This window comes from Bradyrhizobium sp. IC3123 (assembly GCF_020193625.1).
In the GTDB taxonomy this organism is placed as follows: Bacteria; Pseudomonadota; Alphaproteobacteria; order Rhizobiales; family Xanthobacteraceae; genus Bradyrhizobium; species Bradyrhizobium yuanmingense.
Genome location: NZ_JADYVF010000025.1, coordinates 1 through 18,352, shown reverse-complemented (window position 1 = coordinate 18,352; position 18,352 = coordinate 1). Strand labels below are relative to the sequence as shown.

Sequence of the window (18,352 nt, the reverse complement as noted above, 5' to 3'; positions counted from 1 at the left end):
CCGCAAGGGGAGAGGGGAAGATCAGCGCTCCACCCGATACGCCTCCACCTGTGCCTTCAGCTCATTCAGCGGCGCGAGCGGCGCTTTCGGGTCGACGCGGTGCTCCCCGCTTGCCAGCCATCTCAGCACCATCGCGTCCACGGCCGGCGAATGGCGGATAACGTCGCTGTAATTGTTAAGATCGTGCGTCACCGCCTTGAGCGCGCGGAAATCGTGCAGGCGGACGTTGGGCAGTTGCGTCAATCGCTGCGCAATGTGCGCCGTGAGATCGGTGACAACCTTCAGCGTTTCGGGCGAGGCATCGCGCATCGCGACGAATTGCAGGATCGAATAGGGCGGGAGGTAGATGTCGAAGGTCACGTCGGGGTGGCGCGCGATCAGGCCGACGGCGTCCTGCTCGAAATGCCGGACCATGGCTTCGTAGCTGTAGCCTTCGCCGAGGAAGCGGCTGCGTACGGGGCTGGTAATGTAGGCAAAGGCGGCGAGCGTCTTCTTTGCGTTGTAGTCGCGCGCGACGTCGAAATCCCGCGGCAGGGCGTAGATGTCGTCGACGTCTGACAACGCAAACTTGACCGGCAGATAAGGCGACGCCCGGGTCAGCGGCTCCCGCAGCAGCGGGACGGACCGCAGCAGCGCGAACACCGATTCCTTCGCCATCGCCGCGCTGAACAGATAGGAGGCGATGCCCTTGGCGGTTCGGCGATAAAGATCGACGGACAAATAAGGGTCGGTCTCGATGTCCGCGGCATCGATGAAGATGAAATCGTCCATTTCCCAGATCACGCGCCTTGCGCCGCGGTCGATCGCCTGCTCCAGCACGAAGGCCTGCTGACGCGAGTTGGAGCCGGTCATCGCTAGCTTGAGCGAGCGGACACGAAGCGCGCGATCGATGTCGCTCTGGCGGAAATGGATCGCAAGCGAGGTGCCCATGAAGGCGGTGTCGAACGGCTGGCTGCTGATCAGCCCGGCATTCTGCACGCGCGTGTCCTCCGAGTAGAAGGCCGGGACAAGGCGCGAGGGGCGGAACAGCTGCAGGGGATCGACGATGAAGGTGAGCGCCGCGGCGCTCAGTACGCAGGCCGCGCTCGCCAGCAGAAGACGCCCGAGATTGGTGAATGCGCCCTGCATCAGAACCGGAAATAGATGAATTCGCTGTGGCTCTGGATGCCCAGGAAGCCGAAGGCGAGCAGCAGCGAGGCCGCATAGAGCACCAACGGCCGCGTGCGCCCTGCCCGCAAGGCCTCGCCGACCTCGCGGTTGCCGTGGTCGTATTCCATCAGCGCTTGTGTGTTCGGCGCCAGCCACACCAGCGCCGCATAGATCGCGACTTGCACCAGGGCCGCGATCTCCTCGCGGCCGAGCACGAGGTTCGAAGGGGCAGCCATGGCGTGGAGCACCCGCAATGCCCAGGCGACGCTCTCGGCACGGAAGAACACCCAGGCGATGACGACAGCGAGGAAGGTCAGCACGGCGCCGGCGATGCGAGCTGGGCGTGCAATCAGCGGCGGACCGTTCGGCACCAAAGCATTGAAGGCATGATTGACGCAGAGATAGGCGCCATGCAGCGCGCCCCAAATGACAAAAGTCCAGGCCGCGCCGTGCCAGAGCCCGCCGAACAGCATCGTGATCATCAGATTGACGTAGCGCAGCACGCGGCCTCTGCGGTTGCCGCCGAGCGGGATGTAGAGATAGTCGCGCAGGAATTGCGACAGCGTCATGTGCCAGCGCCGCCAGAACTCGACGATGCTGGTGGCCTTGTAGGGCGAGTTGAAATTGACGGGCAGGAAGATGCCGAACATCAGCGAGATGCCGATCGCCATGTCGGAATAGCCGGAGAAGTCGAAATAGAGCTGGAAGGTGTAGGCGAGTGCGCCGAGCCAGGCCTGGTCGAAGCTCGGCGAGCGCGCCTCGAAGGCGAGCGCGACCAGCGGCTGGATGCCGTCGGCAAGGCAGGTCTTCTTGAACAGGCCGATCGCGAAGATGATGATTCCGCACAACATGAGATGCCCGTCCGGGCGCTTGGTCTCCTCGTGCTCGAATTGCGGGATCATGTCCTTGTGATGGAGGATGGGCCCCGCGATCAGATGCGGGAAGTACGTCACGAACAGCGCGTAATGCGGCAGCGCATAGGCCGCGACCTGGCCGCGATAAGCGTCGACCAGAAACGCGATCTGGGTGAAGGTGTAGAAGGAGATGCCGACCGGCAGCAGGATGTGGAGCGCGACATCCGTGCCGAGCAGCGCGTTGACGTTCTCCGCGACGAAGCCGGCATATTTGAAGATGCCGAGCATGAGGAGATCGCCGACGACGCCGAGCGCGAGTGCGGCCTTTCGTTGCGGGTGCGTGAGCTCCGCCACGATGAGAAGATGGCCGACGCCGTAGTTGAAGGCGATCGAGAGCAGCAGAAGGGCGACGAACTGCCAGCTGCCGATTGCGTAGAAGGTGATCGAAGCCAGCGCCAGCCAGACCACCGGAGCCAGATTGCTGCGCCGGCCGAGCCGGAAATAGCCGGCGAGCACGACCGGCAGGAACAGCAGGATGAACGCATAGGAATTGAACAGCATCGGGCTGGACCGGCGGCGGGATATTGCCCCTCAAAGCACACAAGGGGCCGATCAACAACCCGGCAGCATGGGCGGTCGTGCTGGCAATCCGCGGAATCGGAACGATATAAGGTGGGACACGGCGAGCCGCTTTTTCTTCTCCCTCTCCCCGTTCTTAAGGGGAGAGGGTCGGGGTGAGGGGCTCTCTCCACAGATGAGACCATAGCGAGACCTGTACCCCCTCACCCGGAATTTGCTGTCGCAAATTCCGACCTCTCCCCGCAGGCGGGGAGAGGTGAAGGAGGCCGCGCCACATATTTGAACGAGGACCGAGTGACCCAAGCCAAGACGCCTTCGAAGCCCCCCGTCGCCCCGCGCCGGCTGCATTCCTTCACGCGGCACGGCATTACCGTGACTGACGATTATGCCTGGCTGAAGGACGCGAACTGGCAGGAGGTGCTGCGCGATCCCGCCGTGCTCGATCCTGACATCCGCAAATATCTCGACGAGGAGAACGCCTACACCGAGAGCCTGCTCGGCCACACCTCGGGCCTGCAGAAGACGCTGGTGCGCGAGATGCGCGGGCGGATCAAGGAGGACGATTCCAGCGTGCCGTCACCGGATGGGCCGTTCGCCTATTTCCGCAGGTTTCGCGAGGGCGGGCAGCACGAGCTGTTCGGCCGCATGCCGCGCGACGGCGGCGACGGCCAGATCGTGCTCGATGGCGACGCGCTCGCCAAGGACCACCAATATTTCAAGTTCGGCGGCAGCCGCCACTCCTACGATCACAAGCTGCAGGCCTGGAGCGCCGACACCAAAGGCTCCGAGTATTTCTCCATTCGCGTCCGCGACTGGGCGACGGGAAAGGACCTCGACGATCTCGTCGAGGAGACCGACGGCGGCGTGGTCTGGGCTGCGGACTGCAAGAGCTTCTTCTATGTGAAGCTCGACGACAATCACCGCCCGATGCAGGTTTGGCGGCACAAGCTCGGCACCAAGCAAGCCGACGACACGCTGGTCTATGAGGAGCAGGATGCGGGCTGGTTCACCCACCTGCATGAAAGCACCAGCGGCCGCTTCTGCGTGATCGCGGGCGGCGATCACGAGACCAGTGAGCAGCGGCTGATCGATCTCGCCAATCCCGAGGCGCCGCCGCGCCTGGTCGCTACGCGCGAGGAGGGCGTGCAGTATTCGCTCGCCGACCGCGGCGACGAACTTTTCATCCTCACCAATGCCGACGATGCCATCGACTTCAAGATCGTCACCACGCCGCTTAGCCAGCCCGAGCGCAAGAACTGGCGCGATCTAATTCCGTATCGGCCCGGCATCTACATCATCGACCTCGATCTCTATGCCGGCCATTTGGTGCGGCTGGAGCGCGCCAATGCGCTGCCCTCTGTCGTGATCCGCGACCTCGCTAGCGGGGAGGAGCATGCCATCGCCTTCGACGAGGCCGCCTATTCGCTCGATACGATGGGCTCCTACGAATTCGACACGACGACACTGCGCTTTGCCTATTCGTCGATGACGACGCCGTCGGAAGTCTATGATTACGACATGGTCAAGCGCACGCGCGTCTTGCGCAAGCGGCAGGAGATTCCGTCAGGCCACGACCCGGCCGACTACGTCACGACGCGCATCATGGCGAAATCGTATGACGGCACCGAGGTGCCGGTCTCGATCCTCTATCGCCGCGGACTGAAGCTCGACGGCGCAGCGCCGCTGTTACTCTACGGCTACGGCTCCTACGGCATGGCCATGCCGGCCTCGTTCAGCGCCAACCGCCTGTCGCTGGTCGACCGCGGCTTCGTCTATGCCATCGCCCATATCCGCGGCGGCGCCGACAAGGGCTGGGGCTGGTATCTCGACGGCAAGCGCGAGAAGAAGACGAATTCGTTCGACGATTTCGCCGCCAGCGCCCGCGCGCTGATCGATGCAAAATACACCAGCGCCAAGCGCATCATCGGCCATGGCGGCTCGGCCGGCGGCATGCTGATGGGCGCGGTCGCCAACCGCGCCGGCGAATTGTTCGCCGGCATCGTCGCAGAGGTACCGTTCGTCGACGTGCTCAACACCATGCTCGACGACACGCTGCCGCTGACGCCGCCGGAATGGCCGGAATGGGGCAACCCGATCGAGAACGAGAAGGATTTCCGCACCATCCTGTCGTATTCGCCTTACGACAACGTCGCGGCAAAGGACTATCCGGCGATCCTGGCGATGGGCGGGCTTACTGATCCCCGGGTCACTTACTGGGAGCCCGCCAAATGGATCGCGCGCCTGCGCGCCACCATGCGTGGGGGCGGCCCGGTCCTGCTCCGCACCAACATGGGCGCCGGCCACGGCGGCGCCTCGGGCCGCTTCGACCGGCTCGACGAAGTCGCGATCGTGTACGCGTTCGCGCTGTGGGCAGCGGGGGTGGCGGAGGCGTGACGTCGTAGCCCGGATGGAGCGGAGCGCAATCCGGGATTCGCGCAGAGATCAACACTGTTCCTGGATTACGCTCCGCTCCATCCAGGCTACGAGAGCGCTACCTCCCGTTCTTCTTGCGCCATTCCGCGAAATCGGTGAGCGTCCGCGGATCGGTGGCGGGATAGAGACCGAAGATGCCGCGGCCCTTGCCGACTTCCTCGGTGACGAAATCTTCGAACGCGGTCATCTCGAAGGTTTCGTTGGCGATCTCGTCTGCCAAATGCGCGGGTATCACGATGACCCCGTCGGCATCGCCGAGGATGACGTCGCCGGGAAACACCGGCGCATCGCCGCAGCCGATGGGCACGTTGATGTCGATCGCCTGATGCAGCGTCAGATTGGTCGGCGCCGAGGGACGATGGTGGAAGGCGGGAAAGCCGAGCCTTGAGATCTCGGCGGAGTCGCGAAAGCCGCCGTCGGTGACGACGCCGGCGACGCCGCGCTTCATCAGCCGCGTGACCAGGATGGCGCCGGCCGAAGCCGCGCGCGCATCCTTGCGGCTGTCCATCACCAGCACCGCGCCCGGCGGGCAATCCTCGACCGCCTTGCGCTGCGGATGGGAGCGGTCCCTGAACACGTCGATGGTGTTGAGATCCTCGCGCGCCGGCATGTAGCGCAGCGTGAAGGCCTCGCCGACCATGGTCGGCTGGTCCGGGCTCAAGGGGCGGACGTCCTGGATCATCTGGATGCGCAGGCCGCGCTTGAACAAGGCGGTCGCGACGGTGGCGGTGGAGACGGATTTGAGTTTTGTGCGGGTGGCTTCGGAAAGTTTGGTCATGTCGTGCTCTCTCTCGTTCGTCATTCCGGGGCGCGCCACTTGGCGCGAGCCCGGAATCCATACTCCCTATCGTGGTTATGGATTCCGGCCCATCGCTTCGCGATGCCCCGGAATGACAGGTGCTAGTAGATCGACGGCTCGCCGATCGGCGCGCCGAAATCGGTCTCCAGGAAGTCGAAGTCGCAGCCGTCATTGGCCTGCTTGATGTGCTTGGTGAACATCCAGCCATAGCCGCGCTCGAAGCGCCGCGCGGGCTGCTTCCAGGCGGCGCGGCGTTTTGCGAGCTCGGCCTCGCTCACATCGAGATTGATGGTGCGCGCAGCGACATCGAGCGTGATGCGGTCGCCGTTCTGCACCAGCGCCAGCGGGCCACCGATATAGGATTCCGGCGAGACGTGCAGGATGCAGGCGCCGTAGCTGGTGCCGCTCATGCGCGCATCCGAGATGCGCACCATGTCGCGCACGCCCTGCTTCACGAGATTTGTCGGGATCGGCAGCATGCCCCATTCCGGCATGCCCGGTCCGCCCTGCGGCCCCGCATTGCGCAGGATGAGGATGTGATCCTCGGTGACGTCGAGATCGGGATCGTCGACCGCCTTCTTCATCGAGGGATAATCGTCGAATACCAGCGCGGGGCCGGTGTGCTTGAGAAAGCGCGGCGCGCAGGCGGAGGGTTTTATGACGCAGCCGTCCGGCGCGAGATTGCCCTTGAGCACGGCGAGCGCGCCCTCCTTGTAGATGGGATTGTCGATGCCGCGAATCACGTCGGCATTGTGGACCTCGGCCCCCTCGATGTTCTCAGCCAGCGTCTTGCCTGTGACCGTGACGCAATCGAGATGCAGATGCGGCTTGATCTGGCACATCAACGCCGGCAGGCCGCCGGCGTAGAAGAAGTCCTCCATCAGGTACGCATCGCCGCTCGGGCGGACGTTGGCGATGACGGGCACCTTGCGGCTGGCCGTCTCGAAATCGTCGAGGCCGATGTCCTGGCCGGCGCGGCGGGCCTGCGCGATCAGATGGATGATGGCGTTGGTGGAGCAGCCCATCGCCATCGCGACCGCAATGGCATTCTCGAACGCTTTGCGGGTCTGGATCACCTTCGGCGTCAGATCCTCCCACACCATCTCGACGATGCGGCGGCCGCATTCGCTGGCCATGCGGATATGGTTGGCGTCCGCGGCGGGGATCGAGGAAGCGCCCGGCAGCGTCATGCCGATCGCTTCCGCAATGGCTGTCATGGTCGAGGCGGTGCCCATGGTCATGCAGGTGCCGTAGCTGCGGGCGATGCCGGCCTCGATGTCGAGCCAGTCCTTGTCGGAGATCTTTCCGGCGCGGCGCTCGTCCCAATATTTCCAGCCGTCGGAGCCGGAACCCAGCGTCTTGCCCTTCCAATTGCCGCGCAGCATCGGGCCTGCCGGCAGATAGATCGCCGGAATGTTCATCGAGGTTGCTCCCAGGAGCAGCGCCGGCGTGGTCTTGTCGCAGCCGCCCATCAGCACCACGCCGTCGACGGGATGGCTGCGGAGCAGCTCCTCGGCGTCCATCGCCAGCAGGTTGCGATAGAGCATGGTGGTGGGCTTGAGCAGCGATTCGGACAGCGACAACGCCGGCAGCTCCAGCGGCAGGCCTCCCGCCATCAGGATGCCGCGCTTGACGTCCTCGACGCGCGACTTGAAGTGCATGTGGCAGGGCTGCGCGTCCGACCAGGTGTTGAGGATCGCGATGATCGGACGGTCCTTCCACTCCTCCGGCGCATAACCCATCTGCATGGCGCGGGAGCGATGGCCGAACGAGCGCAGATCGTCGGGCGCGAACCAACGCGCGCTGCGGAGCTGGTCGGGCGTTTTCTTCTTCATGATGGGGCCCCATTTTTGGATGGTATTCCGCTCGATCACGCGGAAGATCAGGGCTCGACAAAGAGCCGGATGATGATCTCGGTCAAGAGGCCTGTGAAGACTGCAGGTATGCCGAGGAGGGCAAGGGGAGCTTTGGGCGCTGGCGTGCAGCCGCAGCGGGTAGATCGACCGGCTGCGCCGGCTACATCTGTCCTCACCCGGGTGCGGAAGGCGGCCTACGCCGCTCCCGCGACGATCGAATTAGCCGGAGCCCATTCCGTTTTAGGCCGCGTTGCGGCCGCTGCACCGTTCCGGCCCGTGGTAATCGGCATCGCCGCTCTTGCGGCGGTCCATCGGACCGGTGCGCAGCCTGACGAAGAAGGCCTGGACCTCGGCGGCGAGGCGTTCGGCCGCCCCCGCGACGTGGTTCGCGGCACCCATCACCTCGTCGGCCGAGCGATTGGTTTTCGCGATGGCGCCGGAAACGGTGCCGATGCTGGTCGCCAACGTCTGTGTCCCCGACGCCGCCATCTGAACGTTCTGCGAGATCTCGCGCGTGGCGGCCCCCTGCTCTTCCACGGCGCTTGCGATCGCCGCGGTCACCTCGTCGATCCGGCGCATGGCGGTTGCGACCTCCTTGACGGAGGCGACCGCGCTGCCGGTCGCGTTCTGGATCGCGACAATGTGCTGCGCGATCTCCTGCGTCGCCTTGCGGGTCTGTTCGGCCAGCGCCTTGACCTCGGACGCCACCACGGCAAAGCCGCGACCGGCCTCGCCGGCGCGCGCGGCCTCGATGGTGGCGTTGAGCGCCAGGAGGTTGGTCTGGGCCGCGATCGCCTGGATCAGGTCGACCACCGAGCTGATGCTCTGTGCGGCGTGCGCGAGCCCTTCGATCTCACTCTCCGAACGCGCGGTCACCTCGCCCGCGGAGCGCACGGTCGTGTTGGACAGCTCGATCTGGCGGCCGATCTCGACGATGGAGCCCGCGAGCTGCTCGGCCGCCGCGGCGACGGTCTGGACGTTGCCCGCGGTCTGTTCGGAGGTGGTCGCTGCGGACGCGGCTTGGCTCGTCGCATGATTGGCGATGCCGCTGAGGCTCTCTGCGGTCTGCCGCATGGTGCCCGCATTCTCGCCGACTAGGGCGAGCAGGTCGCGCGAGGTCGCGCGAAATTCCTCGACCGCCCCCTCCACGTTGCGGTTGGCCGCTTCGCGTGCCTCCGCCTCGCGCGCGAGGGACGCCGCCGCCCGTTGCTGGGCAATCACATTGTCGCGGAATTTGGCTACCGCCTGCGACACCACGCCGATCTCGTCGCCGCGCTCGGCCGTCCTGAATTCGACGCTGGTGTCGCCGCCGGACAGGCGCGCAGAATCGCCCACCAACTCGATGATCGGACGGGTGATGGAGCGCGCAACCAGGATCGCAATCGTTGCCCCGAGCGCAAGCGCTGCGGCGAGCAGGATCCATTGCAGCAGGAGCAATCTCTCGACTGCGTCGGCCACACTGCGGGCGTCGTCGGCGAGCTTCGATTGTTGATCGCTCTTGAGACCGCCCGAGCGCTTGCCATCGGTGTCCTTGCGACCGTCGAGCAGGTCGAGGATCCGGGCGGCGCGCGGCGCGGCCTCGGTCGACAGGATGAAGACCGGCATATTCCATTGCGGCGTCTGGCGGATGGCGAAGATCTTCTGCGGCAGCGGTATGAACGCCTCGTTCGCCTTGACGATGGCCCGATAAGCGGTCGCCTGCCGTGCGGTGAGCAGATCGGTCTGGGTACCGACCGACGCAAGCGCGGCCCTGAAGGTCGCCAGCGGCTTTTCGAACTTGTCACGATCGGCCGCCTCGCCCGAGGCAACGTACAGGCGCAATTGAGATCCCGCGGCGGCAAGATTGCCACGCACATCGGCAAACGTCTTGAGCAGGCGCTTGCGCGGCGGCGTCGCCTCCAGCGCCTCTTCCTCGTCGATCATGCCGGTGATCTCGGCGAACATGGCCGAGATCAGCGGCGCGGCTTCCTTCGCCAGCAATTCGCTCGCCGGATAGGCCGAAGGCGTGAAGGCGGCCGCTTCGGCCTTGTCCTGGGCCTTGCGGAATTCCGCCATCAACGTTCTGGCCTCGCTCCAATTGGTCTTGTTCTGGGGGCTGGAAAAGCCCTCTGCCATGCGGTCGACTGCAGCGGCCGTGCGATCCAGCTCGGCCCAGACCGCGGCCCGGTCGCGCTTGCCCTGCGCATCGCCAGTCAGCAGATAGCCGCGCAGCGTCGAAAGCGTGGAATAGAGATTGCCGACGAGCTCCGTGCTCGCGATCGCGACCGGCGCGCGTTGATCCACGACTGTCCTGATCCGCGACGAAATGTCCGAGACGGCGGCGACGGTGTAGATGACGGTCGCTGCGAGCAGGCCGCAGATCAACGCGAAGCCGCCGAGCAGCCGGGTGCGAATTCCGGTGTTCGCGATCGATTTGAACATGAGAGATCTCGAGCTGGTGGCCGGTTGGGGGAACCGGCTTCGTCGGGTAAAGGAATGCCGAAATTGAAATACGCGAGGTACCGAGATGGAACTCGCGGAGATAGTAGTTCGCCCTCTTTAATTCGCGGTGAAGATCGGGTTCCGTACAACTACGGCGAGAAGAATATCTCCTGTCTTTGAAACGACTTATTGCGTTCGGACCGGATCGCATATGCACGCAAGCGTGCGTACCGGCCACAGCGCCTCGTCTGTCGCCACGCCAGGAAGGCATTCGCGGCAAACGCGAAGTGCTTGCAGCGCGGCCAGAATCCGCGCAACAATTTCGCATTTGTTGCTTTGATTTGGGGCCGCTGGAACGCCAAATGCGGCCGGAGGATTTTAGGCGTGGCCAACATCCTGATCGTGGATGACGATCCGGCCGTCCAGTTCACCATCCGGCTGCTGCTGGAACGGGCGGGTCATCACGTGACGGTCGCCGAGGATGGCCGCAAGGGGGTGGCGCTGTTCGAGGCCAGCCGGTTCGACCTGCTGTTTCTCGACATCTTCATGCCCGGCATGGACGGACTGGAGACGATGCGTCACATTCGGGCGCTCGCCCCGGCCGTTCCGATCGTCGTCATCTCCGGCCGTTCGATCACGCCGGATGCCTATGCGGAGCCGGACTTCCTGAAGATGGCGACCAAGCTCGGCGCCGTGGCCAGCCTGCAAAAGCCGTTCCGGCCCGATGCACTGCTTGCCGTGGTCGCAGATTGCCTGAAGGCCGACGCGCCAGAGGGGTCCGATGTCCGCTCCGGCCGCCGATGACAAGAACGCCTCTGCTGCAAGCCAAAAATGGCGCAGCGCTGCGGCAGGTCCGGCGAAACTCCCCATGCGAGCAGCAACGACGCTGGCCACGCGGCTGGCCCTCGCGATGATCCTGCTGGTTGCGGTCACCGTGGCCGCGGTCGGATGGTTGGGCTATCGCAACACCACACAGGCCGTCATTCCGCGGGTGCTGGAGCGGGTCGAAGCCCAATCGCGCCTGCTCGCAACCAATCTAGAATCCTACGTTGCCGGCGTGCGCGGCGATCTGGTCGGCTATCGCGCCGCAGCGGCAATCAACGGCCTGATCCGCGCTCATGCCGGCGGCGGGATCGATCCTGTGGACGGCGTCTCGCAGCAGACCTGGCGCGAGCGTATCGCGGCCCGGCTCGCGGCCGAGATCGACGCCAAACCCATCTACGGGCAGTTCAGGATCATTGGCGTCGAGAACGACCAGCGCGAACTGGTCCACGTCGATCGTTCGGGTCCCAACGGAGCAGCCCGGATCGCTCCGGACAGCGAATTGGAGCGCAAGAGTGGCCGCGCCTACTTCCAGGAAACCATACGGCTCGGGCCCGGCGAGATCTATGTGTCTCCCATCGAGCTCGCGACCCGTCAGGGGGGAACGACGGCGCCTCACGCGCCGACTTTGCGCGTGGCGATGCCGCTGTTCACGGCCGACGACAAGCCGTTCGGCATCATCGTGGCCAATATCGACATGCGCCCGGCACTCGAGCGGGTCCGCGCGGCGACAACCTCGGGCGGAGATATCTACGTCGTGAATGCGCGCGGCGACTATCTCGTCCATCCCGACCGGACGCGGGAGTTCGGGTCATCGCGGGGCCATCCGACCGATTGGCGCAAAGACCTTCCGTTCTTGTCAGAACTGGCCGGCACGTCGGACGTGGCCACGCGGGTCACAACCGACGAGGCGGGCCGGACGAGCGGCGCGGCATTCGTGCCGTTATCGCTTGCGGGCAAGGAATGGGTCGCCATCGTCGCGACTGTTCCCCCGTCCGTGTTCGGCCGCGTGCCGGCCGCCATTCAAAAAACGTCCCTGCTCGTCGGCGTGCTGGCTGTTCTCGCCGCGGCTGCGCTCGCGGTGCTGCTGGCGCGCTCGTTGACCCGCCCGATCGGGCGTCTGACGGAGGCGGTGCAGGCCATCGGCAGCGGACGTCCCGCGGAGATCCCCGTCGATGCTAGCGGCGAGACCGGCGTGCTGGCCCGGGCCTTTGCGCGGATGGTGGAGGAGATGCGCGCGAAAACGGCCGCGCTCGAACGCGAGATCGAGGAGCATCGCCGCACCGAGGCCGCGCGGAGCCATCACGCGGCGCGCGAGAACCTGTTCAGTGCCGCGGTGGAATCGTCCGACGATGCGATCGTCATGCAGACGCTCGATGCCATCATCACCGGCTGGAATCCGGCCGCCGAACGCCTTTACGGCTATACGGCGGAGGAGGCGATCGGCAAGCCCACCTCGATCATCGTCCCGTCCGACCGCCGCGAACAGGGCAAGGACTATCTGCGGCGGATCGCGCGGGGCGAGCCGATCGAACGCTTCGAGACGGTCCGCCTGCGCAAGGACGGCACGCCGGTCGAGATTTCGCTCGGCCTGTCGCCGATCAAGGGACCGTCGGGCGAGATCATCGGCGCGTCCGGAAGCGCGCGCAGCCTGACCGAGGCGCGGCGCGCCGAGCGGGCGCTGCAGCACCAACTCGAGGAGCGGCGTCAGATCTTCGAGACGTCGCAGGATCTGATCATGGTCATGGACGCGCGGGGTCATGTCGCGCAGATCAGCCCGAGCAGCGAGACCATTCTCGGCTATCGGCCGGACGAGATGATCGGCCGCAGCGGCGCCGACTTCATCCATCCCGATCACCTGGAGCAGTCCCGTGCCGAGATGCGGGCGATGCGACACGGCGAGCGCGTCAGGCTGGCCGACACCCGCTGCTACCACAAGAACGGGCACGAGGTCTGGCTGTCCTGGCTCGGCAGTTGGTCCGAGCGCGCCAAGCGCTTCTTCTTCGTCGGGCGCGACATGACGGAAGCGCGGCTCGCGCAGGAATCGCTGCTCGAGAGCGAGCGGCTCGCCCGCAACATCGTCGAGACCTCGCTCGACGCCTTCGTCCAGACCGACGAGACCGGAAGCATCCTGAACTGGAACTCGCAGGCGGAACAGCTGTTCGGCTGGCGCCGCGACGAGGTGCTCGGCAAGAGCACGATCGACCTCATTGTCGCCGAGAGCGAACGTGGCCGGGTCCGAGCCGGCCTGAAACGCTTCCTCGAAGACGAGGGTGGCCGGACGCTGAACCGCCGCCGCGAGCTGATGTGCTGCCGCCGCGACGGCAAGGAATTCAGGGCCGAGCTGAGCGTCACCGCGCTGAAGCGGCGCGAGGGCCTGCTGTTCAACGTCTTCTACCGCGACCTCACCGACAAGATCGCCGCCGAGGAGCGCATCCGCCATGCCGAGAAGATGGAGGCCGTCGGCCAGCTGACCGGCGGCGTGGCGCATGACTTCAACAACATTCTCACCGTCATCACCGGGACCATCGAGATTCTCGCGGAGGCGGTCGCCAAGGAGCCGCAGCTCGCGGCAATCACCAAGATGATCGACGAGGCCGCCGCGCGCGGCGCCGACCTGACCCAGCACCTGCTCGCCTTCGCACGCAAGCAGCCGCTCCAGCCGCGCGAGATCGACATCAACTCGCTGATCGTCGACACCGCGAAATTGTTGCGTCCGACGCTCGGCGAGCAGATCCAGATCGAATCGGTGTTCGAGGACGAGAATTGCGTTGCCATCGTCGATCCCAACCAGCTCACCACCGCGATCCTCAACCTCGCGCTCAATGCGCGCGACGCCATGCCCGGCGGCGGCAAGCTGATCGTGGAGACCGGCGCCGCCTATCTCGACGAGGTCTATGCCAGCGCCAACGACGTGCCGCCGGGGCACTACGTGCTGATCGCCGTGAGCGACACCGGCACCGGAATCCCTGCGCACATGCTGCCCCGGGTGTTCGATCCCTTCTTCACCTCGAAGGGGCCCGGCAAGGGCACCGGACTCGGGCTTTCGATGGTCTACGGCTTCATCAAGCAGTCCGCAGGTCACATCAAGATCTACAGCGAGGAGGGCCACGGCACCACGATCAAGATGTATCTGCCGCCCGGCAAGACGCCGACGGCGGTCGGCGAGGGCGTGACACCGGCGACGATCGAGGGCGGACACGAGACGATCCTGGTGGTCGAGGACGACCGGCTGGTGCGCGACTACGTGCTGGCGCAGTTGCATTCGCTGGGTTACGTCACGTTGCAGGCCGCGAACGCCGCGGAGGCGCTCGCGATCGTCGCAGCCGGCAAGCCGTTCGACCTTCTGTTCACCGACGTCATCATGCCCGGCAAGATGAACGGACGGCAGCTCGCGGACGAGCTGATGAAGACGCGCCCGGATCTCAAGGTGGTCTACACGTCAGGCTATACCGAGAACGCGATCATCCATCACGGCCGGCTGGATTCCGGCGTGGTGTTGCTGGCCAAGCCCTATCGCAAATCGGATCTGGCGCGGATCATCCGCAAGGCGTTGAGCGGGTGAAGGCCCGTAGCCCGGATGGAGCGCAGCGCAATCCGGGAACAATCGTGCGGCGCGCGAAATCCCGGATTACGCTTGCGCTCCATCCGGGCTACGAAACCGTCGGTGAGGAGAGATGGACCCGGCTCAGCAACGCATCATTGCATGATGCGCTGCTGAGCCGTGGCACGAGACCATGTTACGACGCGCGCTGGGCCGCGGTCATCACGATGCGGATCAGGTCGGCGGCATTGCGCGCGCCGAGCTTCTTCATGATGTTGGCACGGTGGTCCTCGATGGTGCGCGGACTGATGCCGAGCGTGCGGCCAGCCTCCTTGTTGGAGGCGCCGGAGGCGAACTGCTCCAACACCTCGCGCTCCCTGCGCGTCAGCGGCTCGCGGCCGGGGAAATGCAACGAGCCGAATTTCGGCGACGCGTTCTCCGCCTGCCTGCGTGCATAGGCACCGATCGCCTCGTCGAGACGGCCGACGATCTCGCTGCCGCGGAACGGCTTCTCGATGAAGTCGAGCGCGCCGCTCTTGATCGCGCCCACCGCCATCGCGATGTCGCCCTGCCCGGAGATCATGAAGATCGGCGCAGGATAATCCTCGCCGTGCAGCTCCTTCAGGATGTCGAGACCCGACTTCCCGGGAATATTCACGTCGAGCAGGATTGCAGCCGGCGTGCGGTTTCGCGCGACGGAGAGCAGCGCTGCACCGTCCGCAAAACAGATCACTTCATAGCCCGCCGCCTTCAACACCATCGACAAGGTGTCGCGAACGGCAGGGTCGTCATCGACCACGAAGATTTCACCGCGAGAGCTTTGTTCGGCCATGTGCCACATCCGGTTGGCATGAAGGACTCGCGTCCGCGCCATTCGTTATGGCGCTCGGCGCGGATTCGGCCCACCCGTATTTGTACGGGACATGGACTTAACGCACAAGTAGCGGCATGGCGCCTAATTGCATTGGACGGAGAATATCCATGCTAAATTTGGCCGACACGCCGCCTCCTGTCGCAACGTCCGAAGTCGAGAGCCGTGAGCTGATTGCGGCGGACCTTCGTTTACTGATCGCACAGATCGAGACCAGCATGCGCCGGATCGCCGCAGCCATGGATCAAGAACACGGCAGCGATCCGGAAGGTTCCGCAGATGTCGTCTTGCTCGACGACGTCACGCCCCGCTACGCCAGCGCGAGCGCGGCCCTCAATGTCTGCCGGGCGGGCCTCGGCCACGCCCTGCAATGTCTATCGGAATCCGGCAACGCGGCCGGAAGCCGCGTCTGACCGTATGGCGGCTCCGCAAGCTCAGGCGCGGTGCCGTTCCACGATCGCGTCGGTGGCGACACCACCCCAGGTGTGAATCGCCGGCAGGCCCATCGCGGTCTTGCCGAGATTGGCGAGGCTGATGCGCAGCGCCGCGAGATCCAGCGGCTTCGGCAGGCTCTGGAGCTCGATGCCGACCGAACGGGCGAAGCTGCGGGCGGCACTGCGGCGCTTGCCGTCCATGCCGCTGATGACGATCACGGAGCCTGCAAACTTCGCGCTCGCCATCTCGCGCAGCACGTCGACGCCGTCGCCATCCTCCAGCACGAGATCGAGCGTCACGCAGTCGAAGCGCGCGGCGCGCAGCTTCTCGATCGCGTCCGCCACCGATGGCGCCACAGTGACCTCGTGGCCCGCCTGCTTGGCCGCGACCGTGATCAGGCGGCGCTGCGTGGCGTCGTCATCGACCACCAGGAGCTGAAGTGCACGCCGCTCGGCGCCGTCGGGCAGGTTTGACGAGATCGGGGAAAGAGAACTTCTGGGCATTGCCGTATCCTGGGATTGAGAGCGTCAATGGATACACGGCTCGCGCTGAAGCCGCGTAAAGCTGCCGCGAGCAATTGACTCGGAAACGTTCAGCAAATGTGAAGCAAAGTGCGGGAAAGCGCAGCGACGGCGGCGGCGAGATCAGGCCGCGGCGTCGTGGCCACCGGCCGCACCGCGCTTCTTCCGGTTCTTGCCGCGCAGGAACTGGATGTCCATTTCGGCGCCGTTGACACGGACCAGCTCGCAGCGACGATAGGCGAGACCCGTGGACGACAGCAGCAGGAAGAACTCCTTCAGGTTCAAGCCCTGGATCGAGCCCTCCACCGTGAGAACCGCGTCGGTGTCGGAGATCGCGTTGAGCTTGCAGTCGCGCCGCCAGGTGCCGTCGATGGCCATGATGCAGACATCATAGCCACGGCTGAAGGTCACACGCTCCGCGCCCTTGCCATCCTCGGCCATGATTATCGTCCCGCCATCGCCGCCATGCGCGGCGCCGCACCGGCGAGAACCGGCTTGGCCGCGGCCGCGCGCGGATCATTCGGCTTGTAGAGGCCGCGCCGCTCCGGAATCGGCCGGAACGTGTCGGTCAGTCCAACCACGGTCTCGGCGGCGCCGAGCACCAGGAAGCCGTCGGGCTCGATCTGGCGCGCCAGGCGGTTGAAGATATTGATCTTGGTGTCCTGATCGAAATAGATCAGCACGTTGCGGCAGAAGATGACGTCGAAGGTGCCGAGCTGGGCGAAATCGTGCAGCAGGTTGAGCTGGCGGTGCTGGATCATCGCCCGCAATTCGGGATTGATCTGCCAGGTCTCGCCGGTCTGCCTGAAATATTTCACCAGCATCTGGATCGGCAGGCCGCGCTGCACCTCGAACTGGCTGTAGACGCCGGCCTTGGCCTTCTCCAGCACCTCTTGCGACAGGTCGGTCGCGATGATCTCGACGCGCCAGCCGGTGAGGGCCGCGCCCATCTCCTTCAGGCACATCGCCAGCGAATAGGGCTCCTGCCCGGTCGAGCCGGCGGCACACCAGATGCGCACGCTGCGCTTGGCCGCACGCGCCTTGATGACCTCCGGCATGATGTGGTCGCGGAAATGATCGAACGGGACCTTGTCGCGGAAGAAGAAGGTCTCGTTGGTGGTCATGGCCTCGACCACGTCGGTGATCAGCTGGCGCGAGCCGCCTTGCAGCTTCTGCACGAGTTCGGCGATGCCGGAGAGCCCGGCCTTGCGAGCCAGCGGCAATAGGCGGCTTTCGATCAGATATTGCTTGTCTGCGGACAGGTCGAGACCGGAATTATCCTTCAGGAACTTACGCAGGTACTCATACTCGGTCGGGGTCACGGATGGCCTCTCGAAAGCTGTACTGGAACACTCTGGCCCAAGCGCTTTGGGCCTGACACTCAGACCATGACTTGTCCGACCGGGATCAAACCAACTTCAGCGAACTTGTCGGCGATGATGTCTTTGTCGAAGGGCTTCATGATGTACTCGTTGGCACCGCCGCTGAGCGCCTGAGCGATATGAGCCACGTTGTTCTCAGTGGTGCAGAACACCACTTTCGGCTGGTCGCCGCCTGGCAGGCGGCGCATGTGGCCCATGAACTCGAAGCCGTCCATGACCGGCATGTTCCAGTCGAGCAGCACCGCGTCGGGCAGCTGCCGCTGGCAGATCTCGAGCGCCTTCGAGCCGTCTTCGGCCTCGGTGACCTCGAACTCCAGACCTTCCAGGATCCGGCGCGCGATCTTGCGCACCACGCTGGAATCATCGACCACCAAACACGTCTTCATTTCTGTTCTCCGGCTTCGATGTTTCGTCGGCTCAGGCGGCCATTTGCGTCTTGGTTTCGAGCTCGAGGACGCGGTCGACGTCGAGGACGACCATGAGCTGGCCGTCGAGGCGGTGGACGCCGCCGGCGAGCTTGGCCATGCGGGGGTCGAGGTTGACGGGGTTTTCTTCCTTACCGTCCTCGGGCAGGCGCAGCACCTCGCCGATCTGGTCGATCAGGAGGCCATAGGATTCGCCGCGCAGGTCGACGCCGACCGCCATCGCGGTCTTGCCGTCCTCGTCCTTGGGCAGGCCGAGGCGCG

15 protein-coding genes are annotated in these 18,352 nt (G+C 65.1%); 4 read left to right on the top strand and 11 right to left on the bottom strand.

Annotated features, from left to right (window positions below; translation table 11 throughout):
- Positions 1-21 precede the first annotated feature (21 nt).
- Both I6F20_RS36425 and I6F20_RS36420 read right to left on the bottom strand, forming a co-directional pair.
- Positions 22-1,128 (bottom strand): hypothetical protein, encoded by a 1,107-nt coding sequence (locus I6F20_RS36425; RefSeq protein WP_225131156.1) that lies wholly within the window; start codon positions 1,126-1,128, stop codon positions 22-24.
- A complete protein-coding gene (locus I6F20_RS36420; RefSeq protein WP_225131153.1) occupies positions 1,128-2,564 on the bottom strand; it encodes an MBOAT family O-acyltransferase in 1,437 nt (478 codons plus the stop codon). Before I6F20_RS36420 ends, I6F20_RS36425 begins: the two co-directional genes overlap by 1 nt.
- Positions 2,565-2,876: 312 nt before the next feature.
- Between I6F20_RS36420 and I6F20_RS36415 the strand changes: the two genes are divergently transcribed.
- Positions 2,877-4,976: a S9 family peptidase gene (locus I6F20_RS36415; protein WP_225131152.1), complete on the top strand. Its 2,100-nt coding sequence runs from the start codon at positions 2,877-2,879 to the stop codon at positions 4,974-4,976.
- Between the two features lie 97 nt (positions 4,977-5,073).
- Here the strand turns inward: I6F20_RS36415 and I6F20_RS36410 are convergent, their stop codons facing one another.
- The 3 genes from I6F20_RS36410 to I6F20_RS36400 form a co-directional block, all read right to left on the bottom strand.
- On the bottom strand, positions 5,074-5,793 hold the full coding sequence (locus I6F20_RS36410) for a ribonuclease activity regulator RraA (protein ID WP_225131150.1): 720 nt from the start codon (positions 5,791-5,793) through the stop codon (positions 5,074-5,076).
- 122 nt (positions 5,794-5,915) lie between these two features.
- On the bottom strand, positions 5,916-7,649 hold the full coding sequence (araD, locus tag I6F20_RS36405; RefSeq protein WP_225131148.1) for an L-arabinonate dehydratase: 1,734 nt from the start codon (positions 7,647-7,649) through the stop codon (positions 5,916-5,918).
- Positions 7,650-7,910: 261 nt separating this feature from the next.
- A complete protein-coding gene (locus I6F20_RS36400; RefSeq protein WP_225131146.1) occupies positions 7,911-10,091 on the bottom strand; it encodes a HAMP domain-containing methyl-accepting chemotaxis protein in 2,181 nt (726 codons plus the stop codon).
- 384 nt (positions 10,092-10,475) lie between these two features.
- Here I6F20_RS36400 and I6F20_RS36395 point away from each other — a divergent pair, with 384 nt between their 5' ends.
- Both I6F20_RS36395 and I6F20_RS36390 read left to right on the top strand, forming a co-directional pair.
- On the top strand, positions 10,476-10,895 hold the full coding sequence (locus tag I6F20_RS36395; RefSeq protein WP_225131138.1) for a response regulator: 420 nt from the start codon (positions 10,476-10,478) through the stop codon (positions 10,893-10,895).
- Between the two features lie 64 nt (positions 10,896-10,959).
- Entirely contained in the window at positions 10,960-14,478 is a 3,519-nt protein-coding gene (locus tag I6F20_RS36390) for a PAS domain S-box protein (RefSeq protein ID WP_518513087.1), read from the top strand.
- A gap of 175 nt (positions 14,479-14,653) precedes the next feature.
- Here the strand turns inward: I6F20_RS36390 and I6F20_RS36385 are convergent, their stop codons facing one another.
- On the bottom strand, positions 14,654-15,289 hold the full coding sequence (locus tag I6F20_RS36385) for a response regulator transcription factor (protein ID WP_026202588.1): 636 nt from the start codon (positions 15,287-15,289) through the stop codon (positions 14,654-14,656).
- Positions 15,290-15,438: 149 nt separating this feature from the next.
- On the opposite strand from I6F20_RS36385, the gene I6F20_RS36380 reads away from it, so the two are divergent.
- Positions 15,439-15,741 (top strand): hypothetical protein, encoded by a 303-nt coding sequence (locus tag I6F20_RS36380; protein WP_036015912.1) that lies wholly within the window; start codon positions 15,439-15,441, stop codon positions 15,739-15,741.
- Positions 15,742-15,762: 21 nt separating this feature from the next.
- Here the strand turns inward: I6F20_RS36380 and I6F20_RS36375 are convergent, their stop codons facing one another.
- The 5 genes from I6F20_RS36375 to I6F20_RS36355 form a co-directional block, all read right to left on the bottom strand.
- Complete coding sequence (locus tag I6F20_RS36375; RefSeq protein ID WP_036015910.1) at positions 15,763-16,266, bottom strand: response regulator; 504 nt, start codon at positions 16,264-16,266, stop codon at positions 15,763-15,765.
- Between the two features lie 141 nt (positions 16,267-16,407).
- A complete protein-coding gene (locus I6F20_RS36370; RefSeq protein WP_036015908.1) occupies positions 16,408-16,725 on the bottom strand; it encodes a hypothetical protein in 318 nt (105 codons plus the stop codon).
- 2 nt (positions 16,726-16,727) lie between these two features.
- The gene (locus I6F20_RS36365) at positions 16,728-17,606 is read right to left on the bottom strand and encodes a CheR family methyltransferase (protein ID WP_036015907.1); all 879 of its coding nucleotides are present in this window, start codon (positions 17,604-17,606) and stop codon (positions 16,728-16,730) included.
- 59 nt (positions 17,607-17,665) lie between these two features.
- The gene (locus I6F20_RS36360; protein WP_036015905.1) at positions 17,666-18,052 is read right to left on the bottom strand and encodes a response regulator; all 387 of its coding nucleotides are present in this window, start codon (positions 18,050-18,052) and stop codon (positions 17,666-17,668) included.
- Positions 18,053-18,083: 31 nt separating this feature from the next.
- The coding region (locus tag I6F20_RS36355; RefSeq protein WP_225131134.1) for a chemotaxis protein CheW at positions 18,084-18,352 on the bottom strand (269 nt) is incomplete at its 5' end.